This window comes from Paenibacillus sp. 1781tsa1, assembly GCF_024159265.1.
In the GTDB taxonomy this organism is placed as follows: domain Bacteria; phylum Bacillota; class Bacilli; order Paenibacillales; family Paenibacillaceae; genus Paenibacillus.
In genome coordinates this window covers 4,293,402-4,313,943 of record NZ_JAMYWY010000001.1, presented here as the reverse complement: position 1 = coordinate 4,313,943, position 20,542 = coordinate 4,293,402, and the positions used below count along the sequence as shown (strand labels likewise).

17 protein-coding genes are annotated in these 20,542 nt (G+C 44.5%); 15 read left to right on the top strand and 2 right to left on the bottom strand.

Annotated features, from left to right (window positions below; genetic code table 11):
• The first annotated feature begins 15 nt into the window (after nucleotides 1-15).
• Both gndA and NKT06_RS19385 read left to right on the top strand, forming a co-directional pair.
• The gene (gndA, locus tag NKT06_RS19390) at nucleotides 16-1,434 is read left to right on the top strand and encodes an NADP-dependent phosphogluconate dehydrogenase (protein WP_253438175.1); all 1,419 of its coding nucleotides are present in this window, start codon (nucleotides 16-18) and stop codon (nucleotides 1,432-1,434) included.
• Between the two features lie 244 nt (nucleotides 1,435-1,678).
• Nucleotides 1,679-2,782: a metallophosphoesterase gene (locus tag NKT06_RS19385; protein WP_253438172.1), complete on the top strand. Its 1,104-nt coding sequence runs from the start codon at nucleotides 1,679-1,681 to the stop codon at nucleotides 2,780-2,782.
• A 172-nt stretch (nucleotides 2,783-2,954) separates the two neighbouring features.
• Here the strand turns inward: NKT06_RS19385 and NKT06_RS19380 are convergent, their stop codons facing one another.
• On the bottom strand, nucleotides 2,955-3,977 hold the full coding sequence (locus NKT06_RS19380) for a hypothetical protein (protein WP_253438169.1): 1,023 nt from the start codon (nucleotides 3,975-3,977) through the stop codon (nucleotides 2,955-2,957).
• A 261-nt stretch (nucleotides 3,978-4,238) separates the two neighbouring features.
• Between NKT06_RS19380 and licT the strand changes: the two genes are divergently transcribed.
• The 4 genes from licT to NKT06_RS19360 all read left to right on the top strand — a co-directional run bounded on the left by licT (nucleotide 4,239) and on the right by NKT06_RS19360 (nucleotide 9,396).
• Nucleotides 4,239-5,081 (top strand): BglG family transcription antiterminator LicT, encoded by an 843-nt coding sequence (gene licT, locus NKT06_RS19375; RefSeq protein ID WP_169481106.1) that lies wholly within the window; start codon nucleotides 4,239-4,241, stop codon nucleotides 5,079-5,081.
• Between the two features lie 146 nt (nucleotides 5,082-5,227).
• Complete coding sequence (locus NKT06_RS19370) at nucleotides 5,228-7,147, top strand: beta-glucoside-specific PTS transporter subunit IIABC (protein WP_253438166.1); 1,920 nt, start codon at nucleotides 5,228-5,230, stop codon at nucleotides 7,145-7,147.
• A 49-nt stretch (nucleotides 7,148-7,196) separates the two neighbouring features.
• Nucleotides 7,197-8,660 carry a glycoside hydrolase family 1 protein gene (locus tag NKT06_RS19365; RefSeq protein WP_253438163.1) on the top strand — a complete coding sequence of 488 codons (1,464 nt, stop codon included), beginning with the start codon at nucleotides 7,197-7,199 and terminating at the stop codon, nucleotides 8,658-8,660.
• 169 nt (nucleotides 8,661-8,829) lie between these two features.
• Nucleotides 8,830-9,396, top strand: coding sequence for a 5' nucleotidase, NT5C type (locus NKT06_RS19360; RefSeq protein ID WP_253438160.1), 567 nt, complete (start codon nucleotides 8,830-8,832; stop codon nucleotides 9,394-9,396).
• Nucleotides 9,397-9,409: 13 nt separating this feature from the next.
• Here NKT06_RS19360 and NKT06_RS19355 read toward each other — a convergent pair whose 3' ends face one another.
• On the bottom strand, nucleotides 9,410-10,294 hold the full coding sequence (locus tag NKT06_RS19355; protein WP_253438156.1) for an AraC family transcriptional regulator: 885 nt from the start codon (nucleotides 10,292-10,294) through the stop codon (nucleotides 9,410-9,412).
• 134 nt (nucleotides 10,295-10,428) lie between these two features.
• Between NKT06_RS19355 and NKT06_RS19350 the strand changes: the two genes are divergently transcribed.
• The 9 genes from NKT06_RS19350 to NKT06_RS19310 all read left to right on the top strand — a co-directional run bounded on the left by NKT06_RS19350 (nucleotide 10,429) and on the right by NKT06_RS19310 (nucleotide 20,520).
• Nucleotides 10,429-13,149: an alpha-L-rhamnosidase gene (locus tag NKT06_RS19350; protein ID WP_253438153.1), complete on the top strand. Its 2,721-nt coding sequence runs from the start codon at nucleotides 10,429-10,431 to the stop codon at nucleotides 13,147-13,149.
• A 143-nt stretch (nucleotides 13,150-13,292) separates the two neighbouring features.
• The gene (locus NKT06_RS19345; protein WP_253438150.1) at nucleotides 13,293-13,832 is read left to right on the top strand and encodes a GNAT family N-acetyltransferase; all 540 of its coding nucleotides are present in this window, start codon (nucleotides 13,293-13,295) and stop codon (nucleotides 13,830-13,832) included.
• Nucleotides 13,833-13,972: 140 nt separating this feature from the next.
• Complete coding sequence (locus NKT06_RS19340; protein WP_253438147.1) at nucleotides 13,973-15,061, top strand: acyltransferase; 1,089 nt, start codon at nucleotides 13,973-13,975, stop codon at nucleotides 15,059-15,061.
• A 485-nt stretch (nucleotides 15,062-15,546) separates the two neighbouring features.
• Nucleotides 15,547-16,344: a helix-turn-helix domain-containing protein gene (locus tag NKT06_RS19335; RefSeq protein WP_253438145.1), complete on the top strand. Its 798-nt coding sequence runs from the start codon at nucleotides 15,547-15,549 to the stop codon at nucleotides 16,342-16,344.
• Nucleotides 16,328-16,585 (top strand): acyl carrier protein, encoded by a 258-nt coding sequence (locus tag NKT06_RS19330; RefSeq protein WP_253438142.1) that lies wholly within the window; start codon nucleotides 16,328-16,330, stop codon nucleotides 16,583-16,585. Before NKT06_RS19335 ends, NKT06_RS19330 begins: the two co-directional genes overlap by 17 nt.
• 156 nt (nucleotides 16,586-16,741) lie before the next feature.
• Nucleotides 16,742-18,232 (top strand): class I adenylate-forming enzyme family protein, encoded by a 1,491-nt coding sequence (locus NKT06_RS19325; protein ID WP_253438138.1) that lies wholly within the window; start codon nucleotides 16,742-16,744, stop codon nucleotides 18,230-18,232.
• 5 nt (nucleotides 18,233-18,237) lie between these two features.
• Nucleotides 18,238-19,497 (top strand): type III PLP-dependent enzyme domain-containing protein, encoded by a 1,260-nt coding sequence (locus NKT06_RS19320; RefSeq protein WP_253438135.1) that lies wholly within the window; start codon nucleotides 18,238-18,240, stop codon nucleotides 19,495-19,497.
• A complete protein-coding gene (locus tag NKT06_RS19315; protein WP_253438132.1) occupies nucleotides 19,487-19,729 on the top strand; it encodes a phosphopantetheine-binding protein in 243 nt (80 codons plus the stop codon). Before NKT06_RS19320 ends, NKT06_RS19315 begins: the two co-directional genes overlap by 11 nt.
• 29 nt (nucleotides 19,730-19,758) lie before the next feature.
• Nucleotides 19,759-20,520, top strand: coding sequence for a P-loop NTPase (locus tag NKT06_RS19310; RefSeq protein WP_301290014.1), 762 nt, complete (start codon nucleotides 19,759-19,761; stop codon nucleotides 20,518-20,520).
• Nucleotides 20,521-20,542 lie beyond the last annotated feature (22 nt).

The window sequence follows — 20,542 nt, the reverse complement described above, 5'->3', positions numbered from 1 at the left end:
CATTGGGAGGACATAATGAGTAAACAGCAGATTGGTGTTATTGGATTGGCAGTAATGGGTAAAAACCTGGCTTTGAATATTGAAAGTAAAGGGTTCTCGGTATCGGTATTTAACCGTTCCCCAGAGAAAACCCATGATCTTCTGAAAGAAGCAGAAGGTAAAAACCTGACAGGTGCGTTCACAATTGAAGAATTCGTGGAATCCCTGGAGTCTCCGCGCAAAATTCTGATCATGGTACAAGCAGGTAAAGCAACAGATGCAACGATCGAACAACTGCTTCCTCATCTGGATCAAGGCGACATTATTATCGATGGAGGTAATGCTTACTTCCCTGACACACAACGTCGCAGTAAAGAACTGGAAGAAAAAGGCTTCCGCTTCATCGGAGCAGGTGTATCCGGTGGTGAAGAAGGCGCACTGAAAGGCCCGGCAATCATGCCAGGCGGTCAGGAAAGTGCTTATCAGTTGGTAGAACCGATCCTTACAGCAATCTCCGCCAAAGTGGGCGATGATGCATGCAGCACATACATCGGACCAGACGGTGCCGGACACTATGTAAAAATGGTGCATAACGGTATCGAGTACGGAGATATGCAGTTGATTGGTGAAGCTTACCACTTGCTCAAATCCGTATTGAACGTTTCCGTTGAAGAGTTGCATGAGATCTTCACCGAGTGGAATCAAGGAGAGCTGGACAGCTACCTGATTGAAATCACTGCAGATATCTTCTCCAAATACGATCCAGAAACAGGCAAACCAATGGTTGACGTGATTCTGGACGCGGCTGGACAAAAAGGAACAGGTAAATGGACAAGCCAAAGCGCGCTGGATCTCGGCGTACCATTGTCCATGATTACGGAATCCGTATTCTCCCGTTTCCTGTCTGCCATGAAGGACGAGCGTGTAGCAGCTAGCAAAATCCTGAATGGACCAGCAACTGAAGCATTCTCTGGTGACAAAAAAGCGTTCATCGAGAACGTGCGTAAAGCGCTGTTTGCAAGTAAAATCGTATCCTATGCACAAGGATTTGCACAAATGCGTGCAGCTTCCGATGAATACGGCTGGGATCTGAAATACGGAAACATTGCCATGATCTTCCGTGGCGGATGTATCATCCGTTCCCAATTCCTGCAAAACATTAAAGAAGCATATGACAAAGACGCAGCACTGAAAAACCTGCTGCTTGATCCATACTTCCAAAACATCGTTGAGTCTTATCAAGGTGCATGGCGTGAAGTTATAGCGGCTGCTGTAAAACAAGGTATTCCGGTACCTGGCTTCTCCAGCGCTCTTTCTTACTACGACAGCTACCGTACAGAGCGTTTGCCAGCAAACTTGCTGCAAGCACAACGTGACTACTTCGGTGCTCACACATTCAAACGTGTGGACAAAGAAGGTTCATTCCACTTCCAATGGATGGATACAAACGAGTAATATCAGTTTCGAATATATAGCATTCTTGCAGTCATTCATGAATTCAACTTCATGGTACCTGCAAGGGTGCTTTTTCTCGTTTATGGTTCGAATTTGAATATCATCAAATTGTAATAAAATGTACGAATCTGGGTTTGGTAAACAGATGATCTGACCCTTCAACTACGTTATACTTGTTCAGACGGAACTACATCCGTAATAAAAATTCAGCATACAACTTATTGACGTGGAGGTTAGACCGGGCATGTTTGTATTAGTGGGTATATTGTTTTTGGTGATATACGGTTTATTAGTGTTCTACATAGGCTGGAGCGGTTGGAGTTGGATGAAACCAGTCGTGTCCGCCAGATTTCGATGGTTTTATATTATAGCGCTTGTATTCCTTGCCGTTTCCTTCATTCTGGCACGATTATTTGGAAGCATTTCGTTCCTCGGTATCATCGGTTCTTACTGGCTGGCAATCTTCTCGTTGTTATTGCTGATCCTGCCCGTCGTTCACCTGACGATGTGGCTGCTGAGATTAACCCGTATTCCAAGACATCACACACAGAAATGGGCGGGAGTCGTTACGCTGGTGCTGTTAGTGTCTACAATGGGTTACGGAATTTTCAACGCCTACAGCCCTGTAGTGAGAACATATAATATCCAGATTGATAAAAAAGTAGAAGGTGTAGACAAGCTCAACATTGTCATGGCTGCCGATATGCACTTCGGACTTCTGTCTGGCCCCGCACATGCCAAACGCATGGTGGAGGAGATCAATGCACTGAAGCCGGATCTGGTGCTGTATCCTGGAGATATTATTGATGACAATCTGGATATGTATCTTAATAGCGGAATCGCGGATATTATCAGTGACATTCAGGCTCCATACGGTGTCTATGCTTCTCTTGGGAATCACGATAAGTTCGATGGTCCGATTGAAGATCTGATTGCTGCGCTGGAGAAGAGCAACATGCAAGTTTTGTACGATGACAAGATTGTCCTAGAGGATAAGATCACCCTCATTGGACGGAAAGACCGCACAGAGAAGGATCGCGCAGAAGTAGCTACGTTAATGCAAGGTACTGACTTGAACCAACCGGTACTTATGATGGATCACCAGCCGTATGATCTGGATATTGCGGAGCAAAACAATGTAGATCTGGTCGTATCCGGTCATACCCATCGTGGTCAGATTGCACCTGCTCAGTTCATCACACAGGCTATTTACGAGAATGATTGGGGCTATCTGCAAAAGGGTTCCATGCATTCCATCGTAACCTCCGGATTTGGCTTCTGGGGACCTCCAATTCGTACAAGTAGTCGTTCGGAGATTGTACAGATTAATGTGACGTTCCAGCAATGATGAAAGGCCCTTCGAAAGAAGGGCTGCCTAATAAGCACGTCAAGCGTAGATTGATGATACCGGCTCCGCTTTTATGATGACAAGATTAAATCTACTGTCGTCATAAAGCGGAGTATTTCTTATGCAATTTTAAATCGGCGCTTCAAGCCACCTGTTTTTTTTATTATGTAAGTTAGTTTCTTACCCCTTTTGAAGGAATGGCTTCAAACGAATAAAATGCGCCTTTTGTATTGATTTTACCGATAAGCGTTGCGGCTCCTTTTTTCGTGAAGGTGTACTCGTTCTCTTGGATACGAACGGAATAACCTTTTAGCTCAATACCAAATATAGATCTGACTGTAGGTACAGCGATGGATAGTGCTTTGTTTTTGCTGAGCTTGGGCTTGGCAAAAGACTTTTTGAAATCAGCATCATTTTTCCAGTTGATACCTAATTCGTTGGTGACTTTCCATACCTTTCCGGTCTTGCTGCCGATATGTACGTAATTTAGATTGTCGTCATCCCTATACTGCCATAACATATCTTTTCCTTCTACGGTAAATAAGGTGTAATCAAAAGCTTTTACTGAGGGTATTCCAAGTGTTTTGAGTGAATTTCGTGCTATGTTTGTCATCCAGGCATAGGAATCATCGATTTTATATTGCAGAATTGCCGACATTTGATTATCTTTGTCCACATCGATGTAAAGTTGTTGACTTGGTCCAAAGATGACCCAGTAGTTTTGGAGTAAATGTCCATGGTCCTGATCATTGGCTTTGAAACGCAAAAATCCACTTTTAATGAAGATATCTTCATCCTCAAATGTTTTTAAGAAGGCATCAAGCTTCAGGCGTAGCGCATTATCCATGACTTTATTGAGATCAGCGGTATCATACATGATAAGGGTGGACGCGACATGATTTGTATCAGGATCGTATCTTTGTGTGAAATCTGCGAATCCAGTTCCATCTATAGTTCCGTTAATTACCCACGGATCAAATGATGTGTCTATTGTGGTGAATTGAATATTCTGTTTCCCAACAAGTTTAACTAGTTCATCACTTAAAAGTTTTTGTGTCTTCCGACCCAGATGCTCAGCAGACTCGTAATTCTCTATCAACGAGAGGTTATTGGAATTTGCGGCCAAGGTGAGTGGGGCAGACAACAATAATGACATTGCAGCGACGAATACGGTTAAAGAAACGATTTTTTTCAAAATGAATCCTCCTGTTAAGTTTAGGTCATATTATTAAATGTCAGTGCGCACATATCATTCAATGTACCATAAAAGTAAAATGTTGCATAACCATATAAACTCAAACATCGGTTTCCTGTTGACACCGTTTTCAGGTTATGATAAATTATATCCGAGGCTTGTTACCGGTAATGCGGGCAAAACCACTATGGAAATGATTTTATTATTTCTGTTTTGGTTTTGCCCTTTTTTATTCCTCAAAAAAAACCAGGTGGGTCCATAATGATTATTAAACAGATATTTAATAACAATATTGTCAGTACCGTGGATGACAAAAATCAGGAACTACTGATCCTCGGCCGGGGTATCGGATTCAAGTTCAAAGCAGGCGATGAGATTGATGAAGAGCGGATTGAGAAGGTATTCCGTCTTCAGGATACATCGATCTATGAGAAATTTAAATCCATCGTAGCTGAAGTGCCTATTGAGATTCTGCAGGCAACAGATGATATTGTGACACTCGCACGAACACAATTGAACAAAACCATCAGTGACGGGATCTATGTCTCGCTGTCGGATCACATTCACTTTGCTGTTCAACGCTTGGAAAAAGGAATGATTACTCGCAATCCACTTTCTTGGGAAGTTCAGCACTTCTATAAGGCGGAGTATGATGTGGCCAGAGAAGCACTGACCTTGCTGAAGGAAAGATTGGATATTGAGTTCCCCAAAGATGAAATCTGTAATATTGCACTACATTTCATCAATGCGGAAGTGAATGATTCCATGAACGATGTCACTCATCTCATGCAGCTATTGCAGGAGATTATGAATATCATCAAATATCACTTCAACGTCGAATTGGATGAAGATAGCGTCAATTATTTCCGCTTCATCACCCATTTGAAATATTTCTGTCAGCGTGTCATTACCCATTCTTCACATGATGATGCCGAGGAGTATTTATATGAAGTGGTTCGGAAAAACTATCCGGAGACATTCAAATGTATTGGTAAGATCGAGACTTTTATCCATAAGAACTATCAGTATGACATGACTCACTCGGAGCAGTTATATCTAACGCTCCATCTGGAACGTCTGATGAAAACCAAGCGGGACGTATAATGTTCACGCAACAGTATGAAATTACAACTGGATATCCTATGGGCTTGTTACTGTTCAATCAGGCAATACCCGAATGAGATGGCGCCACATTTTTGCGCTATATTCATTCGGGTATTTTTTATTGGAAAAATGAGGAGGAAAACATCATGAAACATCAGGAAACGGCGCAGGAAATCATCAAAGCCGTTGGGGGAACTAAAAATATCAATTCAGTGTATCACTGCGTTACTCGACTGCGCTTTGATTTGAAAGACAACGATAAAGTTGATAACGGCTCACTCAAAAAACTGGATAAGGTCATGGGAACGAATATTTCAGGCGATCAATTCCAGGTCATTATCGGTAATGACGTGTCGAAAGTATTCGACGCTATGGTGAAGGAAAATCCGGCAATCCAGCAAACTACAGAAAATAAAGAGCCAAAGTCGGATAAAAAACAAAATGTCGTGCTGAAAATTTTTGAAACAATCGCAGGTGTCTTTGCTCCGATGCTCCCAGCGATTACAGCTGCAGGTATGCTCAAAGGATTACTCGCTTTGTTCGTATCCTTAGGTTGGATGTCTGCTGGAACGGATACGTACCGTATTCTTTCGGCTATCGGTGACGGAGTGTTCCATTACTTGCCTTTACTGATCGCAGTCAGCGCTGCTCGTAAATTCGGCAGTAACCCGTTTGTTGCGATTGCACTAGGTACGGCACTGATGTATCCGGATATGACAGCATTGCTATCTAGCGGTGAATCGGTTGGATTCTTGGGAATTCCGGTTACGGCTGTAAGTTATGCTTCATCGGTTATTCCAATTTTACTCGCTGTATGGTTGATGTCCTATGTTGAGAAGTGGGTTGACCGCGTTATTCCTGCTGCACTCAAGCTGCTGCTTGTACCATTAATTACTTTGCTTGTCATGGTTCCGGTAACGCTAATTGCGATCGGTCCATTGGGTACATTTGTAGGTAGCGGATTGTCTGGCGGTATCAACTGGCTGCTGAATGAAGGCGGATTGATTGCAGGTATTGTTCTGGGCGGCGCGATGGCGCTTATTATTATGACAGGAATGCACTATGCACTTGTGCCGATCATCCTGAGTAATATCGCTACACTGGGATTTGACAAATTCTTGCCATTGACCTTTATCTCCAACATGGGTCAGGCTGGTGCAACTCTCGGCGTATTCTTCCGGGCAAAAGATAAAAAACTCAAAACCGTGGCATTGTCAACGAGCTTCACAGCACTCATGGGTGTAACGGAGCCGGCTATGTACGGGGTTAACATGAAGTATAAAAAACCATTTGCCGCAGCGATGATTGGTAGCGCAGTCGGTGGCGGCTTCGCCCTTGCTTTTGGCGCAAAAGCGTATGTGCTTGCAGGTAACGGTGGTCTCCCAGGACTTCCTTCCCTGATCGGTCAAACGTTCTGGTATTCCTTTGGCGGTATGATTCTTGCATTTGTTGTAGGTACAATTATGTCTACGATATTCGGTATTAAGGAAGAAGAAGGGGACGCTGAGGCATTGGCTCAATTCTCACCAGGCGCTTCTTCTGCGGCAGCGACAGCACCTTCAAGCGATGCTGCAAGCGTGAACGTGGACGACATGGGCGCTCCAACACCAACGAGTAATGCGGTAGCCGTTGCACCGATGACAGGTAAATCCATCCCACTCAAAGAAGTCAATGATCCAACATTCGGTGATGAATTGATGGGTAAAGGTGTGGCATTTGTTCCTACGGTGGGTGAATTGGTATCTCCAGTGACGGGTACGATCATGAATGTGTTCAAAACGAAACATGCGATCGTTGTCCGCAGTGATAACGGAATGGAATTGCTGATTCATGTTGGAATTAACACGGTGAAGCTGCGTGGACAGTATTTCGATGCACATGTTGCTACAGGAGCACGTGTACAGGCTGGAGACAAGTTACTTACATTTGAACTGGCCGAGATTGCAAAAGAATACGATATTACAACGGCTATGGTTGTTACCAATACGGCTGATTACAAGCAGGTTCTACCTGTAAAATTGGGCCAAATCACGATGGGTGAAGACGTCTTGAAAGCTGAAATCTAAACTGTCTTAGGACTAATAGACAAATTCAAGAAAAGAAGGAGAGATACGGATGATTCATCGACAAGGGTTTCCGGAAGGGTTTCTATGGGGCGGCGCTATTGCCGCCAATCAGGCTGAGGGTGGATTCGACGCTGGCGGTAAAGGTTGGTCGACAGCCGACATGGTTCCTTATTTTGAGAAAAAGGACTACACCAACCTTAGAGAACTGATGCATGTTACGAGTGCAACGGTTGAGAAAGCCATGGCACATCACAGTGCAGAAGGTTATCCGAAGCGTTACGGGATTGACTTCTACCACCGTTTCAAAGAGGATATTGCGCTCTTCGCCGAGCTGGGTTTCAAGACATTCCGTCTGTCCATCAACTGGCCGCGCATTTTCCCGAATGGTTATGATGACGAGCCGAATGAAGAGGGACTGCGCTTCTATGACGAAGTGTTCGATGAACTTCGTAAATACGATATCGAACCTCTCGTAACACTCTCACACTATGAGATGCCTATGGCGCTTGTACTGAAATATAACGGCTGGGCAGGCCGCGAAGTGATTGGACATTTTGTGAGATATGCCGAAACTGTGATGACCCGGTACAAGGACAAGGTCAAATACTGGTTGACGTTTAATGAGATTAACACAACCATTATTGAACCGTTTACTGGTGGCGGTATTATTGAAGACCGGGTGGAGAACACGATGCAGGCTTCCTATCAGGCCCTTCATCATCAATTTGTAGCCAGCAGCCTGGTAACGGAAAAAGCACGTCAGATTAACCCGAACTTCCAGATCGGATGTATGCTTGCACGCATGATTCACTATCCGGCGACGTCGAAGCCAGAGGATGTGCTGCAAGCACAGATCGATAACCAGCTGAACCTGCTGCATACGGATGTACAAGTTCGTGGTAGTTACCCAACATTCATGGCTCGGTACTGGGCAGAGAACGAAATTACCATTGCCATGGAACCGGGGGACGAGCAGATCCTGCGTGAGCATACGGTTGATTTCATCTCATTCAGTTACTACACATCCTTGGTGTCCGCAGTGAACCCAGAGGAATATGGAGTGACGGGTGGTAACCTGTACAGCACGATTAAGAACCCGAATCTGGAGCGTACGGAGTGGGGCTGGCAGCTTGATCCGATTGGTTTGCGCGTTGCATTGAAAGAACTGTATGATCGTTACCAATTGCCATTGTTTGTGGTGGAGAATGGACTTGGAGCGAAAGATACGGTAGATGCAGATGGTTCCATCAACGATGATTACCGGATTGATTATCTGAGAAAACATATTACACAAATGAAAGAAGCCGTTATGGATGGTGTGGACCTGATGGGATATACCAACTGGGGAGCGATTGATATCATCAGTGCATCCACTTCGGAAATGTCCAAGCGTTATGGCGTGATCTACGTGGATCAGGACGACAACGGACAAGGCACATTGAATCGGTATAAGAAAAAGAGCTTTGGCTGGTATCAAAAAGTCATTGCCTCCAATGGCGAAAACTTGGAATAGATTAATCTGAATAGGCACCCAAAGCGTAGCTAGTGTTACGTCATCGGGGTGCCTTTTTAAATATCATCTCGCAGGATTTTCATCAACGCTAATGGCACTTCAAGGTAAAAAGGATGACTTCATAACATACTGGATGGTATACTGTGATCGTATTGGGGGAGGGATAACCATGAAGAAACCTATTATTGCTGTAGATATGGATGACACGATATGTCATCTGGTCAAGCGGGCCATATATCACAACAACCTCAACTTCCCGACCCATCCGTTGCGGTATGAGGATATGATTCATTGGGATACATCCCATTTGCGTCATCCAGAGAGCACGCATGATGTATTTTATGGTCGGCCGGGTCTGTTCGAGGAATTGGAATTATATGACGAGTATGTTGTAGATGAGATGCGAAAGCTGAACGATGCTTATGATGTCATTGTCGTGACGGCAGCAGAACCAAAAACAGTCGTTGAGAAGTGGAACTGGCTTCAACAGCACATGCCTTTTATAACCGCTGAACAGTTTATTACATGCAAACGAAAAAACTTGCTCGGATTCGATCTGCTCATTGATGATGGAGCACACAATCTGATTCCCGCGCATGAGGATGGCAAAAAGGTTATCTGTATCCCGCATCCGTGGAATATACAGGAGCGTGAGCGATACAACTTTCCGGTAATGTCCTCATGGAAAGAAGCCAAGGCATACATAGATGAAATGTTACAGGTTGTTGGTGTCTAAAAGGTAGTTAATCTTATCGTCCAGAGTGCAGTGCTCTGGATTTTTTGCGATAGGCGAGAGGTGTTTCGCCTGTTATTTTTTTGAATGCAGCATAGAATGAATCCATATCCCGATATCCGACCAGCTCTGCAACCAGGCTGACTTTGTGCTGTGAATTCTTTAGAATTTCGCAGCTTTTTTGTATGCGTAGATGTTGTAGGTAGCCGCTAAAGGTCTGTCCGGTATGCCGCAGAAACATTCGCCCAATCTGTTTTTCGCTCCAGCCTGATATGCGTACCAGATCAGACATCAGAATACGATTGCTTGCGTGTTCCTTGATATAGTGAAGGATGTAATCAAAACAAGTGGAATGACTCTCTTCATCATAATCCTTTTGATACTGTTGTCTGTAGGTCATCAATACCAACTGGCTTGCCAAGGTGTATAACATAGTAGACGAGCCGATTCCCTGAACAGAGGATTCACGATATAGCTTCACCATTAGTTCTGCAATCTGATCATTGTGATCCACAACGGATATATAAGGAACCTGATTTTGTGCCAAGTCCATCAGATGTTGAATGATTTCTTTTTCCTGAATGATGGCTGTCAGCGTGTTGATCAATTCAGCATTAAACAGACAATTATATATAATTAACGGATGCTCGGTTACGTTTGTGCTCACAGGACGAAAGACATGAGGAACGCCAACAGGAATGACAAAAAGCATGCCTTTCTTCACGGGAATGACATCTTCACCGATATGATGAAAGCCCTTTCCTTCGGCAACATAGCTGTACTCAATAAATTCATGTGCGTGAAAAGGAAGCACAAAATCTTCAGAGCAACGATTGACAAAAAGTTGCAGATGGTTATGCAGAAAGTATTCGCTTTTCATGAGTTCTACAGTTGAATTCACGGGCAACCTCCTCGCACAGATGGCTGAATCACCGGATGAAATAGTCCGGATTACCGGGTATTTACGACAGCAGGATCGATATAATTATATCGTAACCCCGAATGGGAAGCCAAGATGGAAAGGACGATCTGCTAATGTTCAACGTTAGTCACCTTCGCTGTGAATATAGAATCAACCCGATAGGCCTTGATGTAAAATCACCAAGATTAAGCTGGCAGTTGCAGTCCGATCGGCGGAACTGTATGCAATCCGCTTATCAGATACAGCTGTCCCTGACGAAAGATTTCGATGGGATTACATGGGATTCTGGCAAGATAAGCAGTGATCAATCCATACATGTGGAACTAAATCATTTTCAGCCTTCTCCGCAAACGCGATACTATTACCGGGTTCGGGCATGGGATGATACAGGAAGGGATTCAGACTGGTCCGAAACGGCCTATTTTGAGATGGGACTCATGGATTGTCATAACAAGTGGATAGCAGAATGGATCACAGCTCAACCAACAGATGATGGAGATACGTCATGCCCTCGTATGCGCAGGCAGTTTAATGTGAATAAGCCAGTTACGTCTGCCCGCATATATGTGACTGCACTTGGATTATATGAGTTGCACATGAACAACACAAGAGTAGGAGAAGACTATTTTACACCTGGCTGGACTTCTTATCGTAAGCGATTACAATATCAGGTTTATGATGTTACTCATCTGCTTCAGGATGGACAGAATATATTAGGTGCTAATCTGGGAGATGGCTGGTACCGAGGGTATCTTGGCTGGAACAAAGAACGGGAGATATTTGGTTCAACGTCCGCATTGCTGCTGGAACTGCATATGAAATACGCAGATGGTTCGGAGGAATGCATTCTATCCGATGGGGAGTGGACGGCTGCTCCAAGTGCCATTCGCATGTCGGACATCTATATGGGGGAGACGTATGATGCACGAATGGAGTCCGATTGGTCGGATTCATCTGAAGTGAATTGGTCACCTGTGAATGTACTGGAGCATCCCAAAGATATCATCGTTGCACAGGAGAATGTACCCGTCACCCAAGTCGAACAACTACAGCCAATCGCCTTGTTAACAACGCCACAGGGAGATCGTGTAATAGACATGGGGCAGAATATGGTGGGATGGGTGAAATTCAGCATTCAGGGTGAGGCAGGTCAGAAGGTTGAGCTGCACCATGCTGAGATATTGGATCGGGAAGGTAACTTCTACACCGATAATCTTCGCTCCGCCAAGCAGTGTATTCGCTATTCGTGCAAGGGGGATGGAGTGGAAACATTCGAACCGCATTTTACGTTCCAAGGGTTTCGATATGTGAAGCTGGTTGATTTTCCTGAACACGTTCATCTGGATAATTTCACCGGAATAGTGTTGCACTCGAATATGGAGCAAACAGGTCAGTTCTCATGCTCCAGTCCATTGGTGAACCAACTGCATCACAATATATTGTGGGGGCAAAAAGGGAATTTCCTTGATGTGCCGACAGACTGCCCACAGAGGGATGAACGGCTCGGGTGGACCGGTGACGCACAGATGTTTGTCCGCACGTCTTCCTACCTTATGAATACAGCGCCTTTCTTCACCAAGTGGTTGCGGGATCTGGAAGCGGACCAGGGAGTAGATGGAGGTATTCCATTCTTCGTTCCAGATCTGAGAAGTTCCACGTCGGAAGGATGGGGTGACACCAGTCATTCCTCCGCGGCTTGGGGTGATGCTGCAGTCATCTGTCCTTGGACTATCTATGAGATGTATGGGGATGTCAGATTATTGGCTGAGCAATATGGGAGTATGAAGCGGTGGATCGAGTACATTCACGGGCAAGGTGATAACCCATATCTGTGGAACACAGGATTTCACTTTGGCGATTGGCTGGGGCTGGACTCCAAGCCCGATAGTTATGTCGGCGCAACGGATACGGATTATGTGGCAACTGCATTCTATGCCTATTCGGTTTCGTTAACTCAAAAAGCGGCTGAGGTACTTGGGAAGACAGATGATGCTGAATATTACAAAACGTTGCATACCAACATTGTTCTTGCGTTTAATAATGAATTCGTCACTCCAGCCGGCAAAATTGCTGTTCCAACGCAAACAGCGTATGTTCTCGCACTGCAATTTGACCTGTTGGACGCTACTGCCCGCACTCGCGCTGTCGATCAATTGGCGAAACTCGTGAAAGAGGCGGGCAATCATCTTACCACAGGATTCGTGGGCACACCTTATCTGAATCCGGTACTGAGTGATGCAGGTCTTCACGACCTGGCATATACATTACTTTTTCAAGAGGATTATCCGTCCTGGCTATATCAGGTGACTCAAGGGGCAACGACGGTCTGGGAACACTGGGATGGGATCAAAGAAGATGGTAGTCTCTGGAGTGCTGATATGAACTCGTTTAACCACTATGCGTACGGTGCGATTGGGGAATGGTTGTATCGTTATGTTGCCGGCATCCGGTCCGATGAACATCAGCCAGGATTTCGAATGGTGCATATTGAGCCGCAACCCGGACCTGGACTGGATTGGGTGGAAGCGAGTTTGGAGACGATGTATGGGCAAGTAGCTTCAAGTTGGCACCGGCTGGCGGAGGGAGAAATGGAGATACGCGTGCACATTCCTGTCAATACGAGAGGTACGGTACGTCTTCCTGGAGCAGGTGCACAGATCGTTCTGGAGCAAGGGAAACCGTTGGATCAGGTAAATGAAGTTCAGGATATTCGAAGTATTGGAGGCGATATTGAAGTCACACTTGGATCAGGAAGTTACCAGTTCAAGTATAAGGACACGGATATGAAGAAGGACCGAGATGTTCAGGATGTTACATTGACAGAGTCTGTATAATAATAGAATAAGCAGTAAGATGTATATTTGAATAGGATCTGCTCACACGCAAGTCCTTTTTCGAACTTGTCTGATGGAAGAGCAAGAATGTTGTGTCCTGGAAGCGGGACTATGGCAGTTTCAGTATCTGTTGGGAGGGTGTAATGACCGTGGGGAAAGAACATGTTAGATTGATTAAACCATCGCGAGCGTATAAGGATGCATATTTGGAATTTTATGAAGACTGGGTGAGAAGTGGAGAGTTGATGGTACCGTGGGTCATTTCCAAAGATCCTTCCGAGTTTGATGAGATGTTGGCGTTTTTGCAACGCAATGAACAAGGCATCGATATTCCGGAAGGCTGGGTCAAAGACAGTACATACTGGTTGGTCACGGAGAGTCATAAAATTGTGGGAGCAGTCAATATAAGACATGAGCTTAACGACAAATTGTTCAACAGCGGAGGACATGTTGGTTATGGCATCTGTCCTGGAGAGCGGCAAAGTGGCTATGGTTCCGAAATTCTCAGGCTGTCTTTGGAGAAAACGAGAGAGCTTGGAATCGCCAAAGTATTGGTCGTATGTGATGCAATAAATGAGCCATCCAAAAGGGTTATCCTTCGAAATGGTGGAATTCAGGATGAGGACTATGTGGAGTCCAATGGCAATGTTATTGAACGATTCTGGATAGAAAATGTCGAATAATGCAGAATAATGGTGATATATAACGAAAATAATATAGATTATGATTGTAATACCCTCGCGTGCTGATTAAAATGAAGCATAGAATCTGGATTGCGGCCGGAAACTATCATCCCATATCAGGCACAAGTGAGGTTATTTTTATGAATCAACCGGTTAATCGGCCCCGGCGTATTGAGTATCTGGATCTCTATCGTGCATTGGCCATCATGGCAGTGGTAGCTATTCATGCGACTTCAACTGCAGTTGCGCATTACCCCAAGCATACATTAGATCATGATGTGTATTATTTCTGGAACACGTTTTTGCAATTTGCCGTTCCGGCGTTCCTGTTCTTGTCATCCCTAGTCTTGTTCTACAACTACAGCTCCAAGGTGAATGAGAAGGGTTGGATGCTCGCTTTTTATAAAAAGCGTCTATTCTATGTATTTGTACCCTATGTGGTGTGGTCCCTTATCTACTTTGCCATTAAACAGTTGCTTGCGGGCAAAGAACCTTTGACCCACGGTGTTCAATTTGCAAAACAATTAGTGATGGGAACCGCTCATACCCACTTGTACTTTTTTCTGATTATTCTTCAATTCTATATCGTTTTTCCATGGCTTCTGTCCCTGACTCGCTATCGTTTGTTTAATCGTTATTTGCCATTATTCTTTATTGCGGGTCAAGCGATCTTCTATGCACTACATTTGCAGTTTCACTTCGAACGAACAGGAAGTTTGTTACCCAGTTATCTGATCGTGATTGGTTTTGGCGCATGGGTTGGGCAGAACTTTGAGTGGGCATTGAAGAAACTGTACACTCACCGTTATGCACTTATAGCTGCGTTATTGAGCGGAGGTGCCATTTTTATATATGGTAATGCTTATATCAAAACCGCTTTTGCTGCATACCCGTTTATTACCTATACCGTGCTGTTCCTGTTCCGCAATCTGTTTACGTTGTCAGCCTGCTTGCTCTTGCTGATCTTCAGTGAACGATTGGGCGCAGGAAAACATACTGAAGTTCGTAAAGCTACGCATGTTCTGGATTCTTTGGGTACAGTTGCGTTCGGTGTATTTTTAATGCATCCACTGGTATTGCTCTTCTGGAGACGTGAATTCACAGATGACCTGGCTCGGCACTTCAGCTTGGGTATCATTCTATCTTATGTTGTGGCGCTCCTTATCTCATGGATCTGCGCGATGGGATTGCGCCGGATGAAGTGGGGATGGGTACTGATTGGACGTTAAGTTAAAATAAAGATATGCCATTTAAGATAAGAGTTTTCAAGCCCTAAAGCGTTGTAATTTGGTACCCATACACTGAACACGTTCAAAAAGAAGTGTTTAGTGTATGGGTACCTTTATTTAGTACAATTCCATGGAATCAGACTCATACCCATTGAGAGCGCTTTATCAGATGAGATGAACGAATTGGTTCGTATTGGAGCTGCTGTTACTGTTTGTGGTAATATGTATGAATTCCATGAGAACGTCCTTAAGAAGATTTTGACCAAAGATTGCTAGCCTAATCACCATTAAGTTCAAAAGTTAGAGTCTACCTACATATTTTTTTTGCTTATTTTAGTGATAAACAATACCTCGACAATCTCCCTTATTTATTTCTACAGATTATGATCAATTTCACATTTATGTATAATATTGTTGATTTCAGTCTAGGAATCAACTAAAATTTAATAAAACATTCCAATTTCTTCAAATGGGGGTGACTTTTGATGACATGGAATTTGTACAGTATGATGCCCAAAATGATCATGGCTCCCGGCTATTCTGAAACGGTATGTACGGAGCCAAATAGAATTTTGGTAGCGTTTACCGAACAGTCTTTTGAAACGAGGTATCGTGACACCTCGTACTATATTTCCTCCAGGGACTTGTTGGTGGGCAACGATCTCATCCTGTTAAACCGATTGTCAGTACCTGTCGTAATCAGCGTTCTGACCTTGGAAAACATGACTAAAATGCGCTTTGGTTTTCCAATGGTATTATCCAGACAAGACGACGGAGTCAAGTTGTTTGTAAAATGCCTTTTAGAGATGTTCGGACAGAGCACTTTCAAACCTGAGTACAGCAAACAACTATCCCTTGAATTCACACGATTTTTCAATATGTACCGGATGATGAACCAGAGCACCGATAATTTGAAAGGTAAGATTGACAACCGATTAATTATCGTTCATCGCATGATTCGAAGTCAATATTCGGAGCCGCTTACCCTTGAAGACATGGCAGCACGAATCAGCTGTAATCCGGTCTATTTAAGTAACACATACAAGAAAGTGTTCGGTTGTTCACCCATTAAATCTCTTCAGAAAATTAGAGTACAAAAAGGGCGCGAACTGCTTAAGCATACCGATCTGACGATCAATGAAATTACGAAGTCTGTCGGTTATATCTCTAGTTCACAGTTCTCCGGGTACTATAAAAAATATTACGGGCGCTCTCCAAGTGAATATCGTAAACATCTGTGCAATAAGACAGGGGAGGGAATCAGTGATGGAACAAGTATCTAACTCGATGATTGAAGCAAAAATCATTCAGATTATTCACAATATACTTGGATACCACTTGGACATTCCTCTCGATGAGCGATTAGAGAATCTCGGGTTTAACTCAATAAAATATATTTCACTAATTGTTTCACTAGAAGAGGAGTTTGAGATTATTTTCCGGGACGAGGACCTGTTGTATGAATGTTTTGCTACAGTGGAGCAGATAGAGTGGAGAATATCGGGTATGGTATCTTCTGCATGAGAAATAGCTGGGGAAAATATGGACAGAGACTTATGTTTAAGGCTGTATAATTAAATTTTATTCACTAAACAACATATTAACGACACTTTGTGCGATGAACGTATCACAGAAATCGTGCAAAATAAACACTGCGAATTCATGGAATGAGGGTCTGAATTGAAACGATTATGTGAGTTGTTAGATCATTCAGAACAACGATATCCGCATAAAGCAGCTTTGATCACAGACGAAGGCCATTTTACTTATAGTCAACTAACTCAGGAGAGGGATCGTATATCCGCTTATTTGCAATCCTGCGGTGTAAAAACAGGCGAGCGAATCATACTACTTTTGCCTCATGGCAAATTTCTCGTCTCATCCATGTTTGCTGCCTCCAGGCTTGGAGCAACCTATATCCTCTTGCATGAGAGTACAACAAGTTATCAGTTGGACTACATTGTTAAAGATTCGCAAGCTTCCTATCTGCTAACGACCGATGCTTTTGTTGAAAAGTTGGCGATGTCATCCTATATAGGGATTAAGGTCATATCGGAAAATGACGTGACCACACATGCATTGGAGCATAGCAGATTAGATGACCCGGAGTACGAAGATCGCTCAGGTAATGAAGTTGCCTGCCTGTTGTATACATCGGGAAGTACAGGCCGGCCGAAGGCCGTGGTGTCACACCACTCCAGCATGCTATTTGTACTGGAGAGCATTCAGTCTTGCCTGAAAATAGAAACAGACGACGTAATCGGCAATTTTCTTCCGTTGTCTTTTGATTACGGAATGTATCAGGTTTTTTTAGCATTTAATCAAAATGCAACGATAGCCTTGGGTCAGCGATCTGATGTGGGCCCGGCGCTCATTCATAAAATAAGGGAATGGGGTATTACCGGGTTACCAATTGTACCTAGCATGGGAGAAGCGCTGATCAAACTTATGCGCAGACAGATGACACAATTACCAGAGATTCGTTTCATTACCAATACAGGAGCTGCACTACCCCAAGCATATATAAAGGAATTTAATAGATTTTTCCCGAATGCCCAGCTACATCTGATGTACGGGCTGACGGAGTGTAAACGGGTCTCCATCCTTCAGCCGGAATTTCTCGCTGATAAACCGGGGTCTGTCGGAACATCTCTTCCGGGTACAAGTTGCACCATAATCGATGAGAGAGGATTGCAACTGCCACCATATAAGGTTGGCGAATTGGTTGTGCATGGTCCTCATGTCATGATGGGTTACTGGAATGATACGCAGCGAACACAGCACGTTTTTCGAAATATGGCTTCTCCTGAGCGGAGCTTGCACACAGGGGACTACTTCTGGATGGACGATGAAGGTTTCTTGTATTTCTACGCTCGCAAGGATGATATGTACAAGCAAAACGGCTTTCGTGTAAGTCCTACGGAGATCGAACTGGCAGCAGTCGACATCGATGGCGTCGAACAAGCCGCGCTGATACTGACCGGAGACACCGCTGTGCCTATTCTTGCAGTGAGTTCTACACGGACTGCGGATAGCATTCTCGACGAATTACGAATGCGGCTGGAGGATTACAAGATGCCAACACACATCTATGTTACAGACCAGTTACCTTTAACTTCGAACGGTAAAATCGATAAAAACAAGCTGAAAACAGACCTGGAAAAGGAGTGAAGCGTTTGGACTATGGAGAGTTGCGGTCGAAATACGGCAGTCCGTTATATATATACGACTTGAATATTCTTCGCCAATCCTGCCACAGGTTAAGAGATGCATTACCCGAGCCTTCGATGTTGTATTACTCTCTGAAGGCCAATCCTCACCCGGCAATCGTTAAGCAGTTGTTAGATTTGGGGTGCAGGGCTGAAGTTTCATCGCTAGGTGAGCTGAATTCCGTGTTAGAAGCCGGAGGATTGCCCCGGGATGTATTGTACACTGGTCCTGGGAAGAGCGAATTGGAATTGAAGGTGGCTGTTGCACAGGGAGTACAATGGTTCTCGGCAGAATCAATGAAGGAGCTGGACAGATTAAGGTCTGTAGTGTCTTCTGGTACACCTCCAATTCAAGTCATTATGCGAATCAATCCCGATCAGGGCTTGGCTGATGCTGGACTGGCCATGACGGGCACACCCTCTCAGTTTGGAACGGATGAGCAGAAGCTTTTGCGAGAGCTGAAGGAAATGCAGGAATGCGACGAAATTCGTATTGCCGGTTTTCATATTTTCAATGGCACCAATACTGCGAATGCAGAGAGACTTGCGGAATCTTTTCTCTCTTCCATTCAGGTGATTGCGAGAATATCCAAGGAGACCGGAATTCCACTCCAATTCGTGGATTTAGGAGGCGGATTTGGACATCCTTATGCTGTGTCAGGCACCCCTCCGGATTTTAGTGAAATCAAGGTCCAATTGGAGACTGCTCTCGATGAGCATATGCCGGGATGGAGAATGGGAGAGCCTGCTATAGCATATGAGTCCGGACGATATCTTTCGGCCGCATGCGGTGTTCTGGTTAGCTCGGTTGTGGATATCAAGGAAAGTAAGGGCAGCCGTTTTATCGTTCTGGACAGCGGCATTCACCATCTGGGCGGGATGGCGGGGCTCGGACGCATTCCACGCGTTCAGTATGACATCAAGCCCGTCACAGAGAAGACCGACCCTCATCCGGAGTCGGCCCACATTGTAGGACCGCTGTGCACCCCTCTTGATTTTTTCAACAAAAAAGCAGCTATGCCTTCCTTACAATTGGAAGAGCAGGTCTATATTCCGAATGTTGGGGCTTATGGGATTACGGCCAGTTTATTGGGATTTCTGAGCAGGGAAATTCCCGTTGAATTGGTCGTGGATGAGGGTGAAGTGAAGCATGTTTCACAGCTTGCTCTGACACGAAGAACGCACGTGAATGAAATGCATGAAGGGAGGACTATTCATGAGCATTGAACACATTGAACATGAAGTCACAGCGCTGGTAAAGAAGAAAATTCATCGTGATCTGGAGATGACGGACGATCTGAAAAGCGCAGGCCTCGATTCTATGAAAGCGATCGATTTGCTGCTGGAACTGGAAGAGAAGTTTGAAATGACTATTCCCGATGAGTACATGATTAATGATACGTTTGCTTCCATGAGCAACATTGTGAACATGATCCATACGTTGAAGCAAAATGCTTAGCTTTTCTATTAGGGGCGAGGGAGGATGCCATGGACGTACTTTTCATCTATAGCGGAAAGGGCGGAGTCGGAAAATCCACTTTCGCTGTAAATTTAGCCTATTCATTACCAGGGTTAAGAGTAGGACTGTTTGATGCAGATTTTGAAGGGCCAAGTATACCTACCATGGTATCCGGAGTTGAAGACGAGTCTATGGTAGCAGAAGGACTTGGAATCCACCCGGGAACCTACGCAGGCATCCGCATTTCTTCGCCTGGACTGATTGAAAACAACGGCCTCAGCAGATCTCTTTCAGGCAAATATTTGGAAGGTGCACTGGATCAGTTACTGATAAAAGCCCGCTGGGATGTAGATGTACTAATCGTCGATATGCCTCCAGGGACTTCCGAGATTCACCACCAGCTGCTTCGTCTCTTGAAAGGACGGTGTCTTCTGATTACAACGCCTCAGACGGTAAGCTTTGCAGATACTCAGAAAGGGATCGACTTGATGCGACGGATGGAGGTTCCACTGCTTGGTATCGTCGAAAATATGTCTCAATTCCAATGTGAATGCTGCGGGCATTCCACTGCGATCTTTTCGGGGGATACCCAAGGCATGCTAGCTGTTCCGAACGGTCTGCAAGTGCTCGACACGTTTCCTATAATACCTGAAATTAGTGCGAAGGGGAACGCAGGCATTCCATTTGTACTAGCGAATCCAGAACATCCTGTTAGTGTGCGAATGGCCGGACTTGGACGTCAATTAGTTATTTTACTCACACAAAAGTTCAGCACATGGAGTGTACATTAAGAGTCTTACTTTGGTAAAGGGG

What these genes read in the sequence shown, in the direction of transcription:
- NKT06_RS19335 (WP_253438145.1), top strand. Translation starts at nt 15,547, where the DNA reads ATGACATGGAATTTGTACAGTATGATGCCCAAAATGATCATGGCTCCC.
- gndA (WP_253438175.1), top strand. Translation starts at nt 16, where the DNA reads ATGAGTAAACAGCAGATTGGTGTTATTGGATTGGCAGTAATGGGTAAA.
- NKT06_RS19345 (WP_253438150.1), top strand. Translation starts at nt 13,293, where the DNA reads ATGACCGTGGGGAAAGAACATGTTAGATTGATTAAACCATCGCGAGCG.
- NKT06_RS19340 (WP_253438147.1), top strand. Translation starts at nt 13,973, where the DNA reads ATGAATCAACCGGTTAATCGGCCCCGGCGTATTGAGTATCTGGATCTC.
- NKT06_RS19360 (WP_253438160.1), top strand. Translation starts at nt 8,830, where the DNA reads ATGAAGAAACCTATTATTGCTGTAGATATGGATGACACGATATGTCAT.
- NKT06_RS19350 (WP_253438153.1), top strand. Translation starts at nt 10,429, where the DNA reads ATGTTCAACGTTAGTCACCTTCGCTGTGAATATAGAATCAACCCGATA.
- NKT06_RS19365 (WP_253438163.1), top strand. Translation starts at nt 7,197, where the DNA reads ATGATTCATCGACAAGGGTTTCCGGAAGGGTTTCTATGGGGCGGCGCT.
- licT (WP_169481106.1), top strand. Translation starts at nt 4,239, where the DNA reads ATGATTATTAAACAGATATTTAATAACAATATTGTCAGTACCGTGGAT.
- NKT06_RS19330 (WP_253438142.1), top strand. Translation starts at nt 16,328, where the DNA reads ATGGAACAAGTATCTAACTCGATGATTGAAGCAAAAATCATTCAGATT.
- NKT06_RS19315 (WP_253438132.1), top strand. Translation starts at nt 19,487, where the DNA reads ATGAGCATTGAACACATTGAACATGAAGTCACAGCGCTGGTAAAGAAG.
- NKT06_RS19310 (WP_301290014.1), top strand. Translation starts at nt 19,759, where the DNA reads ATGGACGTACTTTTCATCTATAGCGGAAAGGGCGGAGTCGGAAAATCC.
- NKT06_RS19370 (WP_253438166.1), top strand. Translation starts at nt 5,228, where the DNA reads ATGAAACATCAGGAAACGGCGCAGGAAATCATCAAAGCCGTTGGGGGA.
- NKT06_RS19385 (WP_253438172.1), top strand. Translation starts at nt 1,679, where the DNA reads ATGTTTGTATTAGTGGGTATATTGTTTTTGGTGATATACGGTTTATTA.